The organism is Pseudomonas sp. 51_B (genome assembly GCF_017491595.1).
In the GTDB taxonomy this organism is placed as follows: domain Bacteria; phylum Pseudomonadota; class Gammaproteobacteria; order Pseudomonadales; family Pseudomonadaceae; genus Aquipseudomonas; species Aquipseudomonas promysalinigenes.
This window is the reverse complement of record NZ_JAFGYW010000034.1, coordinates 13,275-30,047: the sequence shown is the minus strand read 5'-3', so window position 1 is coordinate 30,047 and position 16,773 is coordinate 13,275. Positions and strand designations below refer to the sequence as shown.

The window sequence follows — 16,773 nt, the reverse complement described above, 5'->3', positions numbered from 1 at the left end:
CAGCGTTTCGACGGTGTTGACGCCAATTCCATCGATGATCTGATCCTGGGCCGTGAGCGCCTGGAACTGGCCCTGACCCGCATCACTGACGCTCAGCGCGAAGCGCTGGAAAAAGCCGCTACTCGCGTGCGTCTTTACCACGAGCGGCAGAAACAGGACTCCTGGCAGTACACCGAAGCTGACGGTACCGTGCTGGGCCAGAAGGTCACACCGCTGGACCGTGCTGGCCTCTACGTGCCGGGCGGCAAGGCATCTTACCCGTCATCGGTACTGATGAACGCCATTCCGGCCAAGGTCGCAGGCGTTGGTGAAGTGGTGATGGTGGTGCCCACCCCGCGCGGTGAGGTTAACGAACTGGTGCTGGCTGCCGCCTGCATTGCCGGGGTCGACCGGGTGTTCACCGTTGGTGGGGCACAGGCCGTCGCGGCGCTGGCCTACGGCACCGAAAGCGTGCCGCAGGTCGACAAGATCGTCGGCCCAGGCAACATCTACGTCGCCACTGCCAAGCGCCATGTGTTCGGCCAAGTTGGCATCGACATGATCGCTGGCCCTTCGGAAATCCTCGTGGTGTGCGACGGCCAGACCGACCCGGACTGGATCGCCATGGACCTGTTCTCCCAGGCCGAGCACGATGAGGACGCCCAGGCCATTCTGGTCAGCCCGGACGCAGCGTTCCTCGACCGCGTGGCCGCCAGCATCGATAAGCTGCTGCCGACCATGGAGCGCGCCGAGATCATCGAAAAATCGGTCAACGGCCGTGGCGCATTGATCCAGGTGCGTGACATGCAGCAAGCCATCGAGGTGGCCAACCGCATCGCCCCTGAGCACCTTGAGCTGTCAGTCGCTGACCCACAGGCCTGGTTGCCGCAGATCCGCCATGCCGGCGCGATCTTCATGGGCCGTCACACCAGCGAAGCGCTGGGCGATTACTGCGCCGGCCCCAACCACGTGTTGCCGACCTCCGGGACTGCGCGATTCTCGTCGCCGCTTGGGGTGTATGACTTCCAGAAGCGCTCGTCGATCATCTTCTGCTCCGAGCAAGGTGCATCCGAACTGGGCCACACCGCCTCGGTTCTGGCCCGTGGCGAGTCGCTGACCGCCCACGCCCGCAGCGCCGAATACCGTATCCTGACCCAAGGCAAGGGGAACTGAACATGAGTCGATTCTGGAGCCCCTTCGTCAAGGCACTGGTCCCTTACGTACCCGGCGAGCAGCCCAAGATGGCCCGCCTGGTGAAGCTGAACACCAACGAAAACCCTTATGGCCCATCGCCCAAGGCGCTGGAAGCCATGCGCGGGGAATTGAACGATAACCTGCGCCTGTACCCGGACCCGAACAGCGACCTGCTCAAGCAGGCGGTTGCCGGCTACTATGGCGTCACCCCGGCCCAAGTGTTTGTCGGTAACGGCTCGGACGAGGTGCTGGCGCACATTTTCCACGGCCTGTTCCAGCACGACCGCGGCCCGCTGCTGTTCCCGGACATCAGCTACAGCTTCTATCCGGTTTACTGCGGCCTGTACGGCATCGGCTTCGAGCAAGTGGCACTGGATGAGCAATTCCAGATCCGCATCGCCGACTATGCCAAGCCCAACGCCGGGATCATCTTCCCCAACCCTAACGCACCCACTGGCTGCCTGCTGCCGTTGCAGGCGATCGAGCAGTTGTTGCAGGCCAATCGCGAGTCGGTGGTGGTGGTTGATGAGGCCTACATTGACTTCGGTGGCGAAACCGCCATCAGCCTGGTGGACCGTTACGATAACTTGCTGGTCACCCAAACCCTCTCCAAGTCACGTTCCTTGGCCGGGCTGCGGGTTGGGCTGGCGGTGGGGCATCCAGATTTGATCGAGGCACTGGAGCGGATCAAGAACAGCTTCAACTCTTACCCATTGGACCGGATGGCGATCGTCGGCGCAGCCGCAGCATTCGAAGATCAGGCTTACTTCGAGCAAACCTGCCGCCAGGTGATCGAGAGCCGTGAATCGTTGGTCGAGCAGTTGCTGGCCAAAGGCTTTGAAGTGCTGCCATCGGCGGCCAACTTCATTTTTGCCCGCCATCCGCAACAGGATGCTGCGCAGCTGGCCGCTCGCCTGCGTGAGCAGGGTGTGATCGTGCGTCACTTCAAGCAAGCGCGCATTGCTCAGTTCCTGCGCATCACCATTGGCACACCTGAGATGAATCAGGCACTGCTTGATGCTCTGAACTGAGGATCACCTGCCGGGGGCGGGCTAGGCTGCTCCCGGCAGGCGATGCTTCGAAATACTAGGCTTGATTAATTCATCGGATGATTGGTTGAATGGAATGAGTCACGAATTGGCAAAGCGCTCGCTGGTCGAACTGGCTGTAGAGCGCATGCGCGAACGCATCCTGCAAGGCCACTGGCAAGTCGGCCAGCGCCTGCCCACCGAGCCGGTGTTGGCGCTGGAAATGGGCATCAGCCGCAACACTGTACGCGAGGCCATGCGGGTCTTGGCATTCAGTGGGTTGGTCGAAGTGCGCCAAGGTGATGGCAGCTACCTGCGCACCTGCCAGGATCCGTTGCAAGCGGTGCAGGCCATGTCGCGTTGCACCTTTGAACAGGCTCGCGAGACACGACACATTCTGGAGGTTGAGGCCATCGGCCTGGCGGCGTTACGCCGCACTGACGAAGACCTGCGTGCATTACGCGTGGCGCTGGCGGGTAGTGCCGAACACTTTCACGGCGATATCGACGCCTATGTCAGCTGCGACCTGGTGTTTCATCAGCGCTTGATCGACGCCGCGCACAATCCCGCCCTGAGCGAGCTGTACCGCTACTTTTCAGGTGTGGTGGCCGCTGCGCTGCAACACAACATGGCGACCGTGCCGCGCTGTCAGGCGACCTTCGACCTGCACGGGCAGATCCTCGACGCCATCGAGCAACGCGATCCGGAGCGGGCCAAGGCCCTCAGCCGGACCCTTATCGAATCTTGAAGATAAAACTGCCCATGACTGATCCAACGACCCGAGAGGCGCCCACCCGCGCTACAGACCTGGAAGAACTGCTGATCGACGCCGAGGCCGATGACGAGCAGGTGCAGCAACAGCCCCCAGCCTTGCACCGCCCATGGCTGTTGCTGCTTGGGCTGGTGCTGGTGGCGTTGAACCTGCGCCCGGCATTGTCGAGCATGGCGCCAGTGCTGAACCAGGTCACGGCAGGCCTTGGCCTGAGTGCCTCCGCAGCCGGCTTGCTGACCACGCTGCCGGTCCTGTGCCTGGGGCTGTTCGCACCCCTGGCGCCGGCACTTGCACGGCGCCTGGGGAGCGAACGGGTGATCCTTGGCATTTTGTTCACGCTGGCATTGGCTATCCTGGTGCGTAGCGCCATGGGGGTAGCCGGTGTATTCATCGGTAGCCTGATGGCCGGGGCCAGCATCGGCATCATCGGCGTGCTCTTGCCTGGGATCGTCAAGCGTGACTTCCCGCAGCACGCCGGTACCCTGACTGGCGTATACACCATGGCGCTGTGCCTGGGCGCAGCCATGGCGGCGGGGGCGACGGTGCCGTTGACCCAGCATTTCGGTGATAGCTGGGCCCTCGGCCTGGGCTTCTGGATGATTCCGGCGCTGTTGGCCATGCTTGTTTGGTTGCCACAAGCGCGGCAGGGCCATGGCCTGCACAAGGTCAGTTACCGGGTGCGCGGGCTATGGCGTGACCGTCTGGCTTGGCAGGTGACCCTCTATATGGGCCTGCAGTCGTCGCTCGCGTATATCGTCTTCGGTTGGTTACCATCGATCCTCATCGGCCGTGGCTTGAGCCCGACTGAAGCCGGCCTGGTGCTTTCTGGGTCAGTCATCGTGCAACTGGTCAGCTCGCTGAGCGCGCCTTGGTTGGCCACGCGGGGGAAGGATCAGCGCCTGGCAATCGTGATCGTGATGCTGGTCACGCTGGCGGGGCTGTTCGGTTGCCTGTATGCACCGATCAGTGGGCTGTGGGGCTGGGCGGTGCTGCTGGGGCTGGGCCAGGGCGGCACCTTCGCCTTGGCGTTGACGCTGATCGTACTGCGCTCCAGGGATGCCCACGTGGCGGCCAACCTCTCCAGTATGGCGCAGGGCGTGGGGTACACCGTGGCGTCCATGGGGCCGTTCGCGGTTGGCCTGGTGCATGACCTGACCGGTGGCTGGGCGGCAGTGGGCTGGATCTTCGCCGTGCTTGGCGTTGGGGCGATCGTCTTTGGGCTGGGGGCAGGGCGAGCCTTGCATGTACAGGTGACGTGCGAGCAGCGCTGACACCTGTGGTGCGCTCATCTGGCGCGATCGCCTGCTGGCGTATGCCGGCAGGGAGGATTATCGTGCAGCTTCCCAGAGCAAGGACCAACAAGTTCATGAGCGATGCCAACTGTGCTGTGATCACCCGCTTCTACCAGGCTTTTCAGCGTTTGGACGCAGAAGCCATGGTGGCTTGCTACAGCGACGATATCGTGTTCAGCGACCCGGTGTTCGGTACCCTGCGCGGCCGCGATGCTGGTGATATGTGGCGCATGCTGACCAGCCGAGCCAAGGACTTTTCGCTAACCTTCGACCAAGTGCGGGCCGACCTGCACAGCGGGTGCGCCCATTGGGTTGCCACCTACCTGTTCAGCCAGACTGGCCGCACCGTGGTCAATGATATTCAGGCGCGTTTCGTCATTCGCGACGGGCAAATCTGCCAGCATGATGACAGCTTCGACTTGTGGCGCTGGTCACGCCAGGCCTTGGGCGCACCTGGGCTGCTGCTGGGCTGGTCGCCGATGCTGCAGAACAAGGTGCGCCAGCAGGCGTGCAACGGTTTGCGAGCGTTCCAGCGCAGTCAAGGCAGCGCCACCGCCTGATCGCTTTCGTGATAGCTGAACTGAGCACGTTCTTGGAGTGTGGCGGGTAGCCGGATGCGGATAACCGGGATAAAGGTGCCATTGGTCCGGTGCCAGTCTTTCTGGTCCGCCTGAGCCTGCTGCAAAGCTCCCTCCGGTCCCTCGATGTAGAAGAACGACTGAATCGGCAAGGTGCTCGAGCGATCTTCATCCCACGCGCGTATGATCACCTCGTTCCAGGGGTAGGGCATTTCGTTACCATAAAGCTGCTTGACCCGCAGGCTCTGATAAAAAGCATCGGCGCGTTCTGGCACCCGTTCCCGTTGTATGTCGAATGTGCACTGAGCTTTGTAGTCCGGGTTTTCTCTGAACTGTTCGATCCAATCCTCGGCGGTTAGGATGCCTCGTTCATGGCAGGCCATTTGTACGTCTGCGCTCTGGCGGTTGTTGCCACAACCGTGCCTGTCACGTTCCCAGCTGTCACTGTCGGTTGGCGAGGCGCAGAGCAGCTCGTACCGCAATGAGCCTTTGGGTCGTTGCAGCAGGGGATACAAGGTGTATCCACTGCGGCCATCTTCTGCCAATTGAAGGGTTGGAACATCTGCCCGCAGATACGAGAAGGATACGCCGCCTTTGGCTTTGGAGTTGGGGCTGTGATGCCAGGTGTGATACTTGGGCGAGGGCCGGGTACTGCGCAGCAGCACACCTGAGCAGGCATGGGCGGGTACGGCATTGCCTTGACATTGGGTAGGGGTCGAGTCGTGGTTACGCTGCATCTGTGCGGCGACTTGCGTGCCGGTAGAGGCATTGGCGTTGGCCACGGCAACCGACAGCGTGGCGCTGACCAGCAATTGGGTTAGTTTTGACAACATGATGAAGCCCTTTTGAATTGGGCCCATCAAGCTAATGATGAAAAGAGCGAGCGTCGTGAGTGAAAATATACCGCCTGAGGTAGTGAAGCCTTGGTATGTCTACCTGGTGCGGGCCGCCAACGGCTCGCTGTATTGCGGTGTCAGCGATGACCCTCAGCGGCGGTTCGTGGCCCACCAGAAAGGCCAGGGCGCACGCTATTTCAAGACCAGCCCCGCGCAGGCACTGGTTTATGTCGAACAGTGGCCCGACAAGGGCGAAGCACTGCGTCAGGAGCGCCTGGTGAAGAAGTTGCGCAAATCGGCCAAGGAGGCTCTGGTTGCCTCCTATGATGGCGGGTGATCAGTCCTTGCGGCGCTTGAGCTGATCCACCAAGGTGGTCGGCAGGCCTTTGATGATGAGGGTGCCGGCGGCCTCGTCGTATTCCACCCTGTCACCGAGCAGGTGCGCCTCGAAGCTGATCGAGAGGCCCTCGGCGCGGCCGGTGAAGCGGCGGAACTGGTTGAGCGTGCGTTTGTCAGCGGGGATTTCCGGCGATAGCCCATAGTCCTTATTGCGGATGTGGTCGTAGAACGCTTTTGGGCGGTCTTCGTCGATCAGGCTCGAAAGCTCTTCCAAGGTAACTGGCTCACCCAATTTGGTCTGAGTGGTGGCGTAGTCGACCAGGGTCTGAGTCTTTTCGCGAGCGGACTCTTCAGGCAAGTCCTCGCTTTCCACGAAGTCGCTGAAGGCCTTGAGCAGGGTACGTGTTTCGCCCGGGCCGTCGACGCCTTCCTGGCAGCCGATGAAGTCACGGAAATAGTCCGAGACCTTCTTGCCGTTCTTGCCTTTGATAAACGAAATGTACTGCTTGGAGCTCTGGTTGTTCTTCCATTCCGACAGGTTGATGCGCGCCGCCAGGTGCAGTTGGCCAAGGTCGAGGTGGCGCGAGGGCTTCACATCCAGCTCGGCATCCACCGCTACGCCTTCACTGTGGTGCAGCAGGGCGATGGCCAGGTAATCGGTCATGCCTTGCTGATAGTGGGCGAACAGGATGTGGCCGCCAGTGGAGAGGTTGGACTCTTCCATCAGCTTTTGCAGATGTTCGACCGCCAGGCGGCTGAATGCCGTGAAGTCCTTTTCGGCTTCCAGGTACTGCTTGAGCCAACCACTGAGTGGATAGGCACCGGACTCGCCGTGGAAAAAGCCCCATGCCTTGCCTTGCTTGGCGTTGTAGCTGTCGTTGAGGTCGGCCAGCAGGTTTTCGATGGCATCCGATGCGCCCAGTTCGCTATCCCGTGCATGGAGCACGGCGGGGCTGCCATCGGGCTTCTTGTCGATCAGGTGAACGATGCAATGACGGATTGGCATGGAATTCTCGGTAAGTCCGGGGCGGCCGTAGGCCGCGCTGCAAAAGTTGGCCAGTTTACCCCAGACCACAGGTGGTGCTGTGGCCGGATGTTGGCCGAAATGTCGGTTGTTCGTTTTTTGTTCAAATTTGTAGCTTTTCGCCCAAAACCCCCGAAAAACCTGTACTAAATCGAGGCCGGTAGCGGATATTTATCCATTCCTGTGTTAGCTTTGCGCGGTCTTGCGCACCCCGTGTGGCGCATTGCTGGCAGCGTGCTCACGCGGTGTCGAACCAAACGCCGGATTACGCATCTACATGCGCGATTGGCGCGGCCCTCCACAGTTCAGGGGCTGGCCCGATAACGTCGTCGAACGCTGCATAACCACTGAATTTGATAGGGAAGGAACATCACCATGGCATTGACCAAAGACCAACTGATTGCCGATATCGCTGAAGCTATCGACGCGCCAAAGACCACCGCGCGTAACGCACTGGAGCAACTGGGCCAGATCGTTGCCGACCAACTGGAAAACGGCGCCGAAATCACTCTGCCAGGTATCGGCAAACTGAAAGTCTCCGAGCGTCCTGCCCGCACCGGTCGCAACCCTTCGACCGGCGCCGCCATCGAAATCGCTGCCAAGAAAGTTGTGAAGTTCGTTCCAGCCAAAGGCCTGAGCGACGCCATCAACAAGTAATTGTCGATGCGTTGATCACAACCGCGCCCGGGTTGCCAGGCGCGGTTTTTTCATGCCTGCGATTTACGCCGGGCATGCCAGCCTTGGCGCGCGGCATCGTCTAGGAAGCTCCAGGCGACCATACGGCTCTGCTTTTGCCCCTGGCCCATCTCGGTAATGCGTACGGCCTTGGCTTCGGCCTTTTCGAGCGCCGCTTCGATACCTGGCAAGTTACTGGCTTTGGACACCAGGCTGGTGAACCACAGCACCTGTTGCGCGTATTGCTGGCTTTCCTCCACCAGCTGGGTAACGAAGCGGATCTCGCCGCCTTCGCACCACAGTTCGTTGTTCTGCCCGCCGAAATTGAGCACTGGCAACTTGCGCTTGGGGTCTTGCTTGCCCAGGTTCTTCCATTTGCGCTGGCTGCCGCGGGTAGCCTCCTCGCGCGAAGCATGGAAGGGTGGGTTGCATAGGGTCAGGTCGAAGCGCTCTTCGGTTTTCAGCAGGCCGGTGAGAATGCATTTGCGGTTGGCTTGCTGGCGCAGGCTGATGGCTTTGCTCAAACCGTTGGCTTGAACGATGGCCTTGGCCGAGCCCAGCGCAACCGGGTCGATGTCCGAGCCCAGGAAGCGCCAGCGGTAGTCGCTATGGCCTAGCAATGGATAGATGCAGTTAGCGCCCACGCCAATGTCCAATGCCTTGACCTGAGGGCCCCTCGGCACTTCGCCGGCGTTGTCTGCGGCCAACAGGTCTGCGGCCACATGCAGATAGTCGGCACGCCCTGGGATGGGCGGGCACAGGTAATCGGCAGGGATATCCCAATACTGGATGCCATACTGCGCCTTGAGTAAGGCTCGGTTGAACACACGCACCGCCTCTGGGTTGGCGAAGTCGATGCTGGGTTTGCCGTGGGGGTTGGTGATGGTGAAGCGGGCCAGGTCTGGGTGGGCCTTGATCAGGCTGGGAAAGTCGTAGCGGCCCTGATGGCGGTTGCGCGGGTGCAGGGTGGGTTTGTTCGAAGTCATGACAGTGTCCAGCCCTATACGAGCGGTGGCTATGGAGCCTGGGGCTGCTGGGCAGCCCCTTCGCGACACAAGGCCGCTCCAGCAGAACAGTAGCGCCTTTAGAGTCGGCGCCGTTCTGTGGAGCGGCCTTGTGTCGCGAAAGGGCCACAAAGCGGGCCCATCGGTCTCTCTAGAGATTAAAGCGCTGCAATGCGCGCATGCTGCTCGGTGAAGTTGGCCAGGGCTTGCTCGGACTCAGCCAGCTTGGCGCGCTCCTTCTCGATTACCGCAGGCGGTGCCTTGTCGACGAATGCGGCGTTGGACAGCTTGCCGCCCACGCGCTGAACCTCACCTTGCAAGCGCTGGATCTCCTTGTTGAGGCGAGCCAGCTCGGCGTCCTTGTCAATCAGCCCGGCCATCGGTACCAGTACTTGCAGGTCGCCGACCAGGGCAGTGGCCGACAGCGGGGCCTCGTCGGCATCGCCCAGTACCGTGAACGATTCGACTTTGGCCAGCTTCTTGAGCAACGCTTCGTTTTCCTGCAGGCGACGCTGGTCGTCAGCATTGGCGTTCTTCAGGAACAGCGGCAGTGGTTTGGCGGGGCCGATGTTCATCTCAGCGCGGATGTTGCGCAGGCCGACCATCAGTTCTTTGAGCCATTCGATATCGCCTTCGGCAGCCGCATCGATGCGGCTTTCATTGGCCACTGGCCATGGCTGCAGCATGATGGTCTTGCCTTCGATACCAGCCAGCGGCGCAATGCGCTGCCAGATTTCTTCGGTAATGAACGGCATGAATGGGTGCGCCAGGCGCAGCGCCACTTCCAGCACTCGCACCAGGGTGCGGCGGGTGCCACGGGCGCGCTCGACCGGAGCGTTCTCGTCCCACAGCACCGGCTTGGACAGCTCAAGGTACCAGTCGCAGTACTGGTTCCAGATGAACTCGTACAGCGCCTGGCTGGCCAGGTCGAAGCGGAACTGCTCGAGCTGGCGGGTGACTTCGGCTTCGGTGCGTTGCAGTTGCGAGATGATCCAGCGGTCTGCCAGCGAAAGCTCGTAGGCTTCGCCGTTCTGCCCGCAGTCCTCGCCCTTGTCCAGTACGTAGCGGGCGGCGTTCCAGATTTTGTTGCAGAAGTTGCGATAGCCTTCGACGCGGCCCATGTCGAACTTGATGTCGCGGCCGGTGGAGGCCAGCGAGCAGAAGGTGAAGCGCAGGGCGTCAGTGCCGTAGCTGGCGATACCTTCCGGGAATTCAGCTTTGGTCTGCTTGGCGATCTTCTCGGCAAGCTTGGGCTGCATCATGCCGCTGGTGCGTTTTTCCAGCAGGGCATCGAGGGTGATGCCGTCGACGATGTCCAGCGGGTCGAGCACGTTGCCTTTGGACTTGGACATCTTCTGGCCCTGGCCATCGCGCACCAGGCCGTGTACGTACACGGTCTTGAACGGTACCTGCGGGGTGCCGTCTTCGTTCTTGATCAGGTGCATGGTCAGCATGATCATGCGCGCAACCCAGAAGAAGATGATGTCGAAGCCGGTCACCAGCACATCGGTGGAGTGGAATTTCTTCAGGAACTCGGTCTGCTCCGGCCAGCCCAGGGTGGAGAAGGTCCACAGGCCCGAGCTGAACCAGGTGTCGAGCACGTCGTCGTCCTGGCGCAGCTTCACATCGCTGCCAAGCTTGTGCTTGGCACGCACTTCTTCTTCGTTGCGCCCGACGTAGACCTGGCCAGCTTCGTCGTACCAGGCCGGAATGCGGTGGCCCCACCACAGCTGGCGGCTGATGCACCAATCCTGAATGTCGCGCATCCAAGAGAAGTACATGTTTTCGTATTGCTTTGGCACGAACTGGATGCGGCCATCTTCCACGGCTTCGATGGCAGGCTCTGCCAAAGGCTTGGTGGAAACGTACCACTGGTCGGTCAGCCAAGGCTCGATGACCGTGCCGGAACGGTCGCCCTTTGGCACTTTGAGGGCGTGGTCATCGATACTGACCAGCAGGCCTTGGGCATCGAGGTCGGCGACGATCTGCTTGCGGGCGACGAAGCGGTCCAAGCCTGCGTACTGGGCAGGCAGGCCGGTTTCGATCTGCTCGTTGACGCTGCCGTCGAGGTTGAAGGCCTGCGCGGCGGACAGCACCAGTGCGTTCTTGTCGAAGATGTTCAGCAGGGGCAGGTTGTGGCGCTTGCCGACTTCGTAGTCGTTGAAGTCGTGCGCTGGGGTGATCTTCACGCAGCCAGTGCCGAACTCGGGATCGCAATAATCGTCGGCGATGATCGGGATACGGCGGCCGACCAGTGGCAGCTCGACGAATTTGCCGATCAAGGCCTGGTAGCGCTCGTCAGTCGGGTTGACGGCAACGGCGGCGTCACCCAGCAGCGTTTCCGGACGCGTGGTGGCAACCACCAGATAGTCTTTGCCTTCGGCGGTCTTGGCGCCGTCGGCCAGCGGATAGCGCAGGTTCCACAGGTGGCCCTTCTCGTCGTGGTTTTCCACCTCGAGGTCGGAAATGGCCGTGTGCAGTTTGGTGTCCCAGTTGACCAGGCGCTTGCCACGGTAGATCAGGCCGTCCTCATGCAAGCGCACGAAGGCTTCCTTCACCGCCTCGGACAGGCCGTCGTCCATGGTGAAACGTTCGCGGCTCCAGTCCACGGACGAGCCCAGGCGACGGATCTGACGGCTGATATTGCCACCTGATTGGTCCTTCCACTCCCAGATTTTCTCCAGGAAGGCTTCACGGCCCAGGTCGTGGCGGCTTTGGCCCTTGGCTTCGAGCTGGCGTTCAACCAGCATCTGGGTGGCGATACCGGCGTGGTCGGTACCAGGCTGCCACAGGGTGTCGCGGCCTTGCATGCGGCGGAAACGGATCAGGGCATCCATGATCGCGTTGTTGAAGCCGTGGCCCATGTGCAGGCTGCCCGTCACGTTCGGTGGCGGAATCATGATGGTGTAGGACTCACCTGCACCTTGTGGAGCGAAATAGTTTTCGGACTCCCAGGTGTTGTACCAGGAAGTTTCGATGGCGTGCGGCTGGTAGGTCTTATCCATGCGCGGCGGGACCCTGTGCATTTATTCGGGAAAGCCGGGAAGTATAACCAAGCTGGGGGCCGCAGGCGACAAGCTGCTGCTATCTGGCAAGGCGGACCTGGCGTGTGCTTACCTCAACCCACAAGGCCTGCTAATACCTCAAGGTGAGCACCAGGCTGGGAGATCGGCTTTACCCGCGAAGCATGCAGTGCGGTGTGTGGCACCGGCACCGCACACTTGCAGCCTCACTCCGAGCGTTTGATCAAGCGCTCGATCCGCGCATCCAAGCGGCGTTTGATCTCGTTTTCGATGTGTGGGGTGAAGTCGTTGATCACGTCCTGCATGATCATCTGCGCAGCGGCGCGCAGCTCGCTCTCCAGGTGCAGCAGAGTGTCCTGGCGGCGAGTCTGCGGGTCGTCCTGGGGTGGGCTTGCCATAGGCTGTTCAGAGGCTTGTGTTGCATGTCCGCTGGGCACATCAAGCAACAGCGGGATTTGCTCGACTGTTTCAGTAAGCAGCGGCGGTTGCAGGTCAGAATCGCCAAGCAGCTGGCGAATCGACTCCAGGTCATCCAGCAAGTGAGCAGAATCGGGTAGGGCGGAGGGCTTGTCCATCGTCGTCAAAGTCGCTGTAAGCGGTGGTCTTGCAGAGCATAGCCCTGTTCACGGTAGAAACGGAACCGCTCCCGGGCCGATTGGCGAATGCCTGGGTCCTCGACAACGATTTCGGCAACCCGCTCGAACTGGCCAACGAAGCCCGGTACATCGGCACCCAGGTTTATCAGCAGGTCACGATGCTCCCCTGCGTCGTCCGCCAACCCCAGCGCCACTGACGTGTGCGGGTGCGTTTCAGCCAAGTCATGGGGCACGAACGCCTCACCCTTGAACTGCCAAAGCCGTTGGTCCAGCTCGTTGCGCTGCTCGGCGTCCTGGCAATGCAGGTAGACCCGGTGGCCGAGGCGCCAGGCCTTTTCGCACAGTTTGCAGGCGAAATCGAGCCGCGCCGACAGCGAGTCGGTGGGAAGAATGTAGAAATCGACTTTGCTCATGGTGTGCTCTGCCAGCCAGCGGCGTCAGGGGCGCCGCTGGCTTCACGGCATCAGGCGTCGGCGCGGTCCAGCAGATACTGGGTCAGCAGGGGCACCGGGCGGCCGGTAGCGCCTTTGTCCTTGCCGCCGCTGATCCACGCGGTGCCGGCGATGTCCATGTGCGCCCAGTTGTAGGCCTTGGCGAAGCGCGACAGGAAGCAGCCTGCGGTGATGGTGCCGGCTTTCGGGCCACCGATGTTGCCCATGTCGGCAAATGGGCTGTCCAGTTGCTCTTGGTACTCGTCGAACAGCGGCAACTGCCAGGCGCGGTCGTCGGCACGCTTACCAGCCTCGAGCAGTTGACCGACCAGTTCGTCGTTGTTACCCATCAGGCCGGAGGTGTGGCTGCCCAGGGCGACGATGCAGGCGCCGGTCAGGGTGGCGATATCGATCACCGCCTGCGGTTTGAAGCGCTCGGCGTAGGTCAGGGTATCGCACAGTACCAGGCGGCCTTCGGCGTCGGTGTTGAGGATTTCGACCGTTTGACCACTCATGGTGGTGACGATGTCACCTGGGCGAGTGGCGCCGCCGCTTGGCATGTTCTCGGCGCAAGCCAGCAGGCAAACCAGGTTGATCGGCAACTTGAGCTCCAGCACGGCACGCAGCGTGCCGAACACGCTGGCGGCACCGCACATGTCGTATTTCATTTCATCCATGCCGGCACCGGGCTTGAGGCTGATGCCGCCGGTATCGAAGGTGATGCCCTTGCCCACCAGCACGAACGGCTTGTCGGCCTTTTTGCCGCCCTGGTAGTTCAGTACGATCAGGCGTGGCGGCTGCTCGCTACCCTGGCCCACGGCATAGAACGCGCCCATGCCCAGGTCTTTGATCTTTTTCTCGTCGAGGACCTCGACCTTCAGCCCTTTGTGCGCCTTGCCCAGGTCTTTGGCCTGCTCGGCCAGGTAGCTTGGGTGGCACAGATTCGGCGGCAGGTTGCCCAGATCGCGAGTGAACGCCATACCGGTGGCGATGGCACTGGCATGCTTGACGGCGCGCTCGACCTCGGCCACCCCGGCTTTGTCTGCCAGCAGGGTGACTTTCTTGAGGGCACGCGGTTCGGCTTTCTGACTTTTGAAACGGTCGAACACGTATTGGCCGTCGAGCAGGGTCTCGGCCAGCAGACGATACTTGCCGTAGTGGGCATCGCGGTGGCTGACGGCGATGTCATCCAGTGCCAGCACCGCATCGGTGCCGTTCAGGCCCTTGAGCACGCCAGCAACGCTGCTGATCAGTTTGCGCCAGGCGCGATCGCCAAGTGCTTCGTCCTTGCCGCTGCCGACCAGCAACACCCGTTCGGCCTTCAGGCCAGGCAAGGCTTGCAGCAGCAGGGTCTGGCCAGGTTTGCCAGCCAGGTCGCCGCGCTTGAGCACTGCGCTGATGGCGCCTTCACAAGCTTGGTCGACAGCCTTGGCGACGGTGCCGAGCTTGCGACCTTCGCCGACCGCTACCACCAGGGTGGCGGTTTTTACGGATGCAGCAGCTACGCTTTTTACAACCAGTTCCATGTCAGGGTCCCCGAATGATCTTTGCAGGTGGCGCTATGGTTTTTCGCGCTCTGGACGGGCCTGGCCGCGTTGTCGCGCACCAGTGGAAAAGCTGCCAGTTTGAGCCTCGGGCAAGCGTGCTGACAAGCCCGATGTGGCTGTTGATGCGCGGCCAAGTGACAGGCGCCGTCAATCACAGGATAATGCGCGCACTTCATATGGAGGTTCGCCGTAGGCGAACCGGCTTTGGTCCTGGATGTCACAGGCCAATGTTTGGCAGTCCGCCCCTGACAACCCAGGAGTGTCTGGTTTGATCGTCTTTCGTTATCTGTCCCGCGAGGTCCTGGTGACCTTGAGCGCCGTCAGCGCCGTGCTGCTGGTGATCATCATGAGTGGGCGCTTCATCAAGTACCTGGCCCAGGCCGCCCAGGGTATCCTCGACCCTGGCGTGCTGTTCCTGATCATGGGCTTTCGCATGCCAGGTTTCCTGCAGCTGATTCTGCCGCTGGGCCTGTTCCTGGGGATCCTGCTGGCGTATGGCAGGCTCTACCTGGAAAGCGAAATGACCGTGCTGTCGGCAACCGGCATGAGCCAGCAGCGCCTGCTGGCCCTGACCATGGCGCCGGCTGCTCTGGTCGCCCTGCTGGTCGCCTGGCTGAGCATGAGCTTGTCCCCCTTGGGCGTTGCCCAGGTACAAAAGATCATCGCCCAGCAGGACGCGATGACCGAGTTCGATACCTTGGTACCGGGCCGCTTCCAGACTTTGCGCGACGGTTCACGGGTGACCTACACCGAGCAGCTGTCTGACGACCGCGTGAAGCTGGCCGGGGTGTTCATTTCCGAGAAGCGCTTCAACCAGGACAAGACCAAGGACCGTGCCCCGTCGGTGCTGGTTGCCGAGAAGGGCCACCAGGAAGTTCAGGCCGACGGCAATCGCTACCTGGTGCTGGAAAATGGCTACCGCTATGACGGTAATCCGGGCCAGGCTGACTACCGCGCTATCAAGTACGACACCTATGGGGTGTTGCTGCCCAAGCCGGAGGTGGCTGAAGAGGTAACCGACCGCGAAGCGATTTCGACCCTGGAGCTGTTCGGCAAGACCGACCCACGCGAACGTGCCGAACTGCAATGGCGCCTGTCGCTTCCGATCCTGGTGTTCATCGTGACCCTTATGGCGGTGCCGCTGGCCAGGGTCAACCCGCGCCAGGGCCGCTTCCTCAAGCTGCTGCCGGCGATTCTTCTGTACATGGCTTACCTGACGATGCTGATTTCCGTTCGTGGCGCTCTGGAAAAGGGCAAGTTGCCCATTGGCCTTGGCCTGTGGTGGGTACATGGGCTGTTCCTGCTGATCGGCCTGGGCCTGATGTACTGGGAGCCGCTGCGCCTGAAAATGGCTGCCCGTCGTGCGGAGGTGGTCCGTGGCTAAGCTTGACCGTTACATCGGCCAGAGCGTGCTGTTGGCCATTCTGGCGGTGCTGGGGATTATTCTCGGCCTGGCCTCGCTGTTCGCCTTCATCGATGAGATGGGCGACCTGAGCGACACCTACACCCTGCTCGACGCCGGCAAATACGTGCTACTGACCGCGCCTCGGCGGCTATACGACATGCTGCCCATGGCGGGGCTGATCGGCTGCCTGATCGGCCTCGGCAGCCTCGCCAGCAACAGCGAGCTGACCATCATGCGCGCGGCGGGTGTTTCCATTGGCCGTATCGTCTGGGCGGTGATGAAGCCCATGCTGGTGCTGATGCTGGTTGGCCTGCTGATAGGTGAATATGTCGCTCCGGTCACGGAAAACAAAGCCCAGGCCGATCGGTCCTTGGCGCAGGGTGGCGGTGAAGCGCAGAGCTCCAAACATGGCATGTGGCACCGCCAGGGCGAGGAGTTCGTGCACATCAACGCGGTGCAGCCCAATGGCTTGCTGCTGGGTGTGACGCGCTATCGCTTCGACAGCGAGCGCAAGATCCAGTCTGCGAGCTTTGCCCGTCGGGCCCAGTTCGAAAGCGATCACTGGACCTTGAACGACATCAGCACTACCTACTTCCGTGGCGACCACACCGAAGTGGTGAAGGCGCCTTCGGAGCAATGGGACGTGTCGCTGACCCCGCAGTTGCTCAATACCGTGATCATGGCGCCTGAATCGTTGTCGATCACCGGGCTTTGGGACTACATCCATTACTTGTCCGATCAAGGCCTGAACAACTCCCGCTACTGGCTGGCGTTCTGGACCAAGGTGCTGCAGCCGATGGTCACCGCAGCGCTGGTGCTGATGGCGATTTCCTTCATCTTCGGCCCGCTGCGTTCGGTGACCCTCGGCCAGCGCGTGTTCACAGGTGTGCTGGTGGGCTTCGTGTTCCGCATCGGCCAGGACTTGCTGGGCCCGTCGAGCCAAGTGTTCGGCTTCCCACCGCTGCTCGCGGTGGTAATCCCAGCGGGGATCTGTGCCGTGGCCGGTCTCTGGCTGTTGCGCCGTGCCGGCTGATGGCGACAACTGACCGA

At 61.5% G+C, this 16,773-nt stretch carries 16 protein-coding genes; 9 read left to right on the top strand and 7 right to left on the bottom strand.

The window, feature by feature from the left end; all coding sequences use genetic code 11:
- From hisD to J5M56_RS22125, 5 genes are all read left to right on the top strand, one after another.
- The coding region (gene hisD, locus J5M56_RS22145) for a histidinol dehydrogenase (protein WP_207937805.1) at positions 1-1,152 on the top strand (1,152 nt) is incomplete at its 5' end.
- A gap of 2 nt (positions 1,153-1,154) precedes the next feature.
- Positions 1,155-2,204 (top strand): histidinol-phosphate transaminase, encoded by a 1,050-nt coding sequence (gene hisC / locus J5M56_RS22140; protein ID WP_186477699.1) that lies wholly within the window; start codon positions 1,155-1,157, stop codon positions 2,202-2,204.
- A 94-nt stretch (positions 2,205-2,298) separates the two neighbouring features.
- A complete protein-coding gene (locus tag J5M56_RS22135; protein ID WP_207937804.1) occupies positions 2,299-2,949 on the top strand; it encodes a FadR/GntR family transcriptional regulator in 651 nt (216 codons plus the stop codon).
- A gap of 14 nt (positions 2,950-2,963) precedes the next feature.
- Positions 2,964-4,244, top strand: a complete 1,281-nt coding sequence (locus tag J5M56_RS22130; RefSeq protein WP_207937803.1) for a CynX/NimT family MFS transporter — start codon at positions 2,964-2,966, stop codon at positions 4,242-4,244.
- Between the two features lie 95 nt (positions 4,245-4,339).
- Positions 4,340-4,825, top strand: a complete 486-nt coding sequence (locus J5M56_RS22125; RefSeq protein WP_186477701.1) for a nuclear transport factor 2 family protein — start codon at positions 4,340-4,342, stop codon at positions 4,823-4,825.
- Here the strand turns inward: J5M56_RS22125 and J5M56_RS22120 are convergent.
- Positions 4,804-5,676 (bottom strand): hypothetical protein, encoded by an 873-nt coding sequence (locus tag J5M56_RS22120; RefSeq protein WP_207937802.1) that lies wholly within the window; start codon positions 5,674-5,676, stop codon positions 4,804-4,806. The two genes, J5M56_RS22125 and J5M56_RS22120, sit on opposite strands and share 22 nt — an antisense overlap.
- Positions 5,677-5,731: 55 nt before the next feature.
- Between J5M56_RS22120 and J5M56_RS22115 the strand changes: the two genes are divergently transcribed.
- On the top strand, positions 5,732-6,016 hold the full coding sequence (locus tag J5M56_RS22115; protein ID WP_060478744.1) for a GIY-YIG nuclease family protein: 285 nt from the start codon (positions 5,732-5,734) through the stop codon (positions 6,014-6,016).
- Here the strand turns inward: J5M56_RS22115 and yejK are convergent, their stop codons facing one another.
- Positions 6,017-7,024 carry a nucleoid-associated protein YejK gene (gene yejK, locus J5M56_RS22110; RefSeq protein WP_207937801.1) on the bottom strand — a complete coding sequence of 336 codons (1,008 nt, stop codon included), beginning with the start codon at positions 7,022-7,024 and terminating at the stop codon, positions 6,017-6,019.
- Between the two features lie 393 nt (positions 7,025-7,417).
- Between yejK and J5M56_RS22105 the strand changes: the two genes are divergently transcribed.
- Positions 7,418-7,699 (top strand): HU family DNA-binding protein, encoded by a 282-nt coding sequence (locus J5M56_RS22105; protein ID WP_060478742.1) that lies wholly within the window; start codon positions 7,418-7,420, stop codon positions 7,697-7,699.
- A gap of 50 nt (positions 7,700-7,749) precedes the next feature.
- On the opposite strand, the gene rlmF is transcribed toward J5M56_RS22105, so the two are convergent.
- The 5 genes from rlmF to J5M56_RS22080 all read right to left on the bottom strand — a co-directional run bounded on the left by rlmF (position 7,750) and on the right by J5M56_RS22080 (position 14,297).
- Positions 7,750-8,703, bottom strand: coding sequence for a 23S rRNA (adenine(1618)-N(6))-methyltransferase RlmF (gene rlmF / locus J5M56_RS22100; RefSeq protein ID WP_207937800.1), 954 nt, complete (start codon positions 8,701-8,703; stop codon positions 7,750-7,752).
- Between the two features lie 176 nt (positions 8,704-8,879).
- Positions 8,880-11,726: a valine--tRNA ligase gene (locus J5M56_RS22095; protein ID WP_207937799.1), complete on the bottom strand. Its 2,847-nt coding sequence runs from the start codon at positions 11,724-11,726 to the stop codon at positions 8,880-8,882.
- Between the two features lie 224 nt (positions 11,727-11,950).
- On the bottom strand, positions 11,951-12,319 hold the full coding sequence (locus J5M56_RS22090) for a DNA polymerase III subunit chi (protein WP_207937798.1): 369 nt from the start codon (positions 12,317-12,319) through the stop codon (positions 11,951-11,953).
- A 5-nt stretch (positions 12,320-12,324) separates the two neighbouring features.
- Positions 12,325-12,753, bottom strand: a complete 429-nt coding sequence (locus tag J5M56_RS22085) for a DNA polymerase III subunit chi (protein ID WP_207937797.1) — start codon at positions 12,751-12,753, stop codon at positions 12,325-12,327.
- A gap of 50 nt (positions 12,754-12,803) precedes the next feature.
- Positions 12,804-14,297 carry a leucyl aminopeptidase gene (locus J5M56_RS22080; RefSeq protein ID WP_207937796.1) on the bottom strand — a complete coding sequence of 498 codons (1,494 nt, stop codon included), beginning with the start codon at positions 14,295-14,297 and terminating at the stop codon, positions 12,804-12,806.
- Positions 14,298-14,586: 289 nt separating this feature from the next.
- Between J5M56_RS22080 and lptF the strand changes: the two genes are divergently transcribed.
- Together lptF and lptG are read left to right on the top strand one after the other, a co-directional pair.
- Entirely contained in the window at positions 14,587-15,702 is a 1,116-nt protein-coding gene (gene lptF / locus J5M56_RS22075) for an LPS export ABC transporter permease LptF (RefSeq protein WP_186477708.1), read from the top strand.
- Positions 15,695-16,756: an LPS export ABC transporter permease LptG gene (gene lptG / locus J5M56_RS22070; protein WP_186477709.1), complete on the top strand. Its 1,062-nt coding sequence runs from the start codon at positions 15,695-15,697 to the stop codon at positions 16,754-16,756. Before lptF ends, lptG begins: the two co-directional genes overlap by 8 nt.
- Positions 16,757-16,773: the final 17 nt, after the last annotated feature.

Excerpts from the sequence above, each read along its gene's own strand:
- J5M56_RS22120 (WP_207937802.1), bottom strand. The coding sequence starts at position 5,676 with ATGTTGTCAAAACTAACCCAATTGCTGGTCAGCGCCACGCTGTCGGTT.
- J5M56_RS22090 (WP_207937798.1), bottom strand. The coding sequence starts at position 12,319 with ATGGACAAGCCCTCCGCCCTACCCGATTCTGCTCACTTGCTGGATGAC.
- yejK (WP_207937801.1), bottom strand. The coding sequence starts at position 7,024 with ATGCCAATCCGTCATTGCATCGTTCACCTGATCGACAAGAAGCCCGAT.
- J5M56_RS22135 (WP_207937804.1), top strand. The coding sequence starts at position 2,299 with ATGAGTCACGAATTGGCAAAGCGCTCGCTGGTCGAACTGGCTGTAGAG.
- J5M56_RS22105 (WP_060478742.1), top strand. The coding sequence starts at position 7,418 with ATGGCATTGACCAAAGACCAACTGATTGCCGATATCGCTGAAGCTATC.
- J5M56_RS22095 (WP_207937799.1), bottom strand. The coding sequence starts at position 11,726 with ATGGATAAGACCTACCAGCCGCACGCCATCGAAACTTCCTGGTACAAC.
- J5M56_RS22130 (WP_207937803.1), top strand. The coding sequence starts at position 2,964 with ATGACTGATCCAACGACCCGAGAGGCGCCCACCCGCGCTACAGACCTG.
- J5M56_RS22080 (WP_207937796.1), bottom strand. The coding sequence starts at position 14,297 with ATGGAACTGGTTGTAAAAAGCGTAGCTGCTGCATCCGTAAAAACCGCC.
- J5M56_RS22125 (WP_186477701.1), top strand. The coding sequence starts at position 4,340 with ATGAGCGATGCCAACTGTGCTGTGATCACCCGCTTCTACCAGGCTTTT.
- hisC (WP_186477699.1), top strand. The coding sequence starts at position 1,155 with ATGAGTCGATTCTGGAGCCCCTTCGTCAAGGCACTGGTCCCTTACGTA.
- J5M56_RS22085 (WP_207937797.1), bottom strand. The coding sequence starts at position 12,753 with ATGAGCAAAGTCGATTTCTACATTCTTCCCACCGACTCGCTGTCGGCG.
- rlmF (WP_207937800.1), bottom strand. The coding sequence starts at position 8,703 with ATGACTTCGAACAAACCCACCCTGCACCCGCGCAACCGCCATCAGGGC.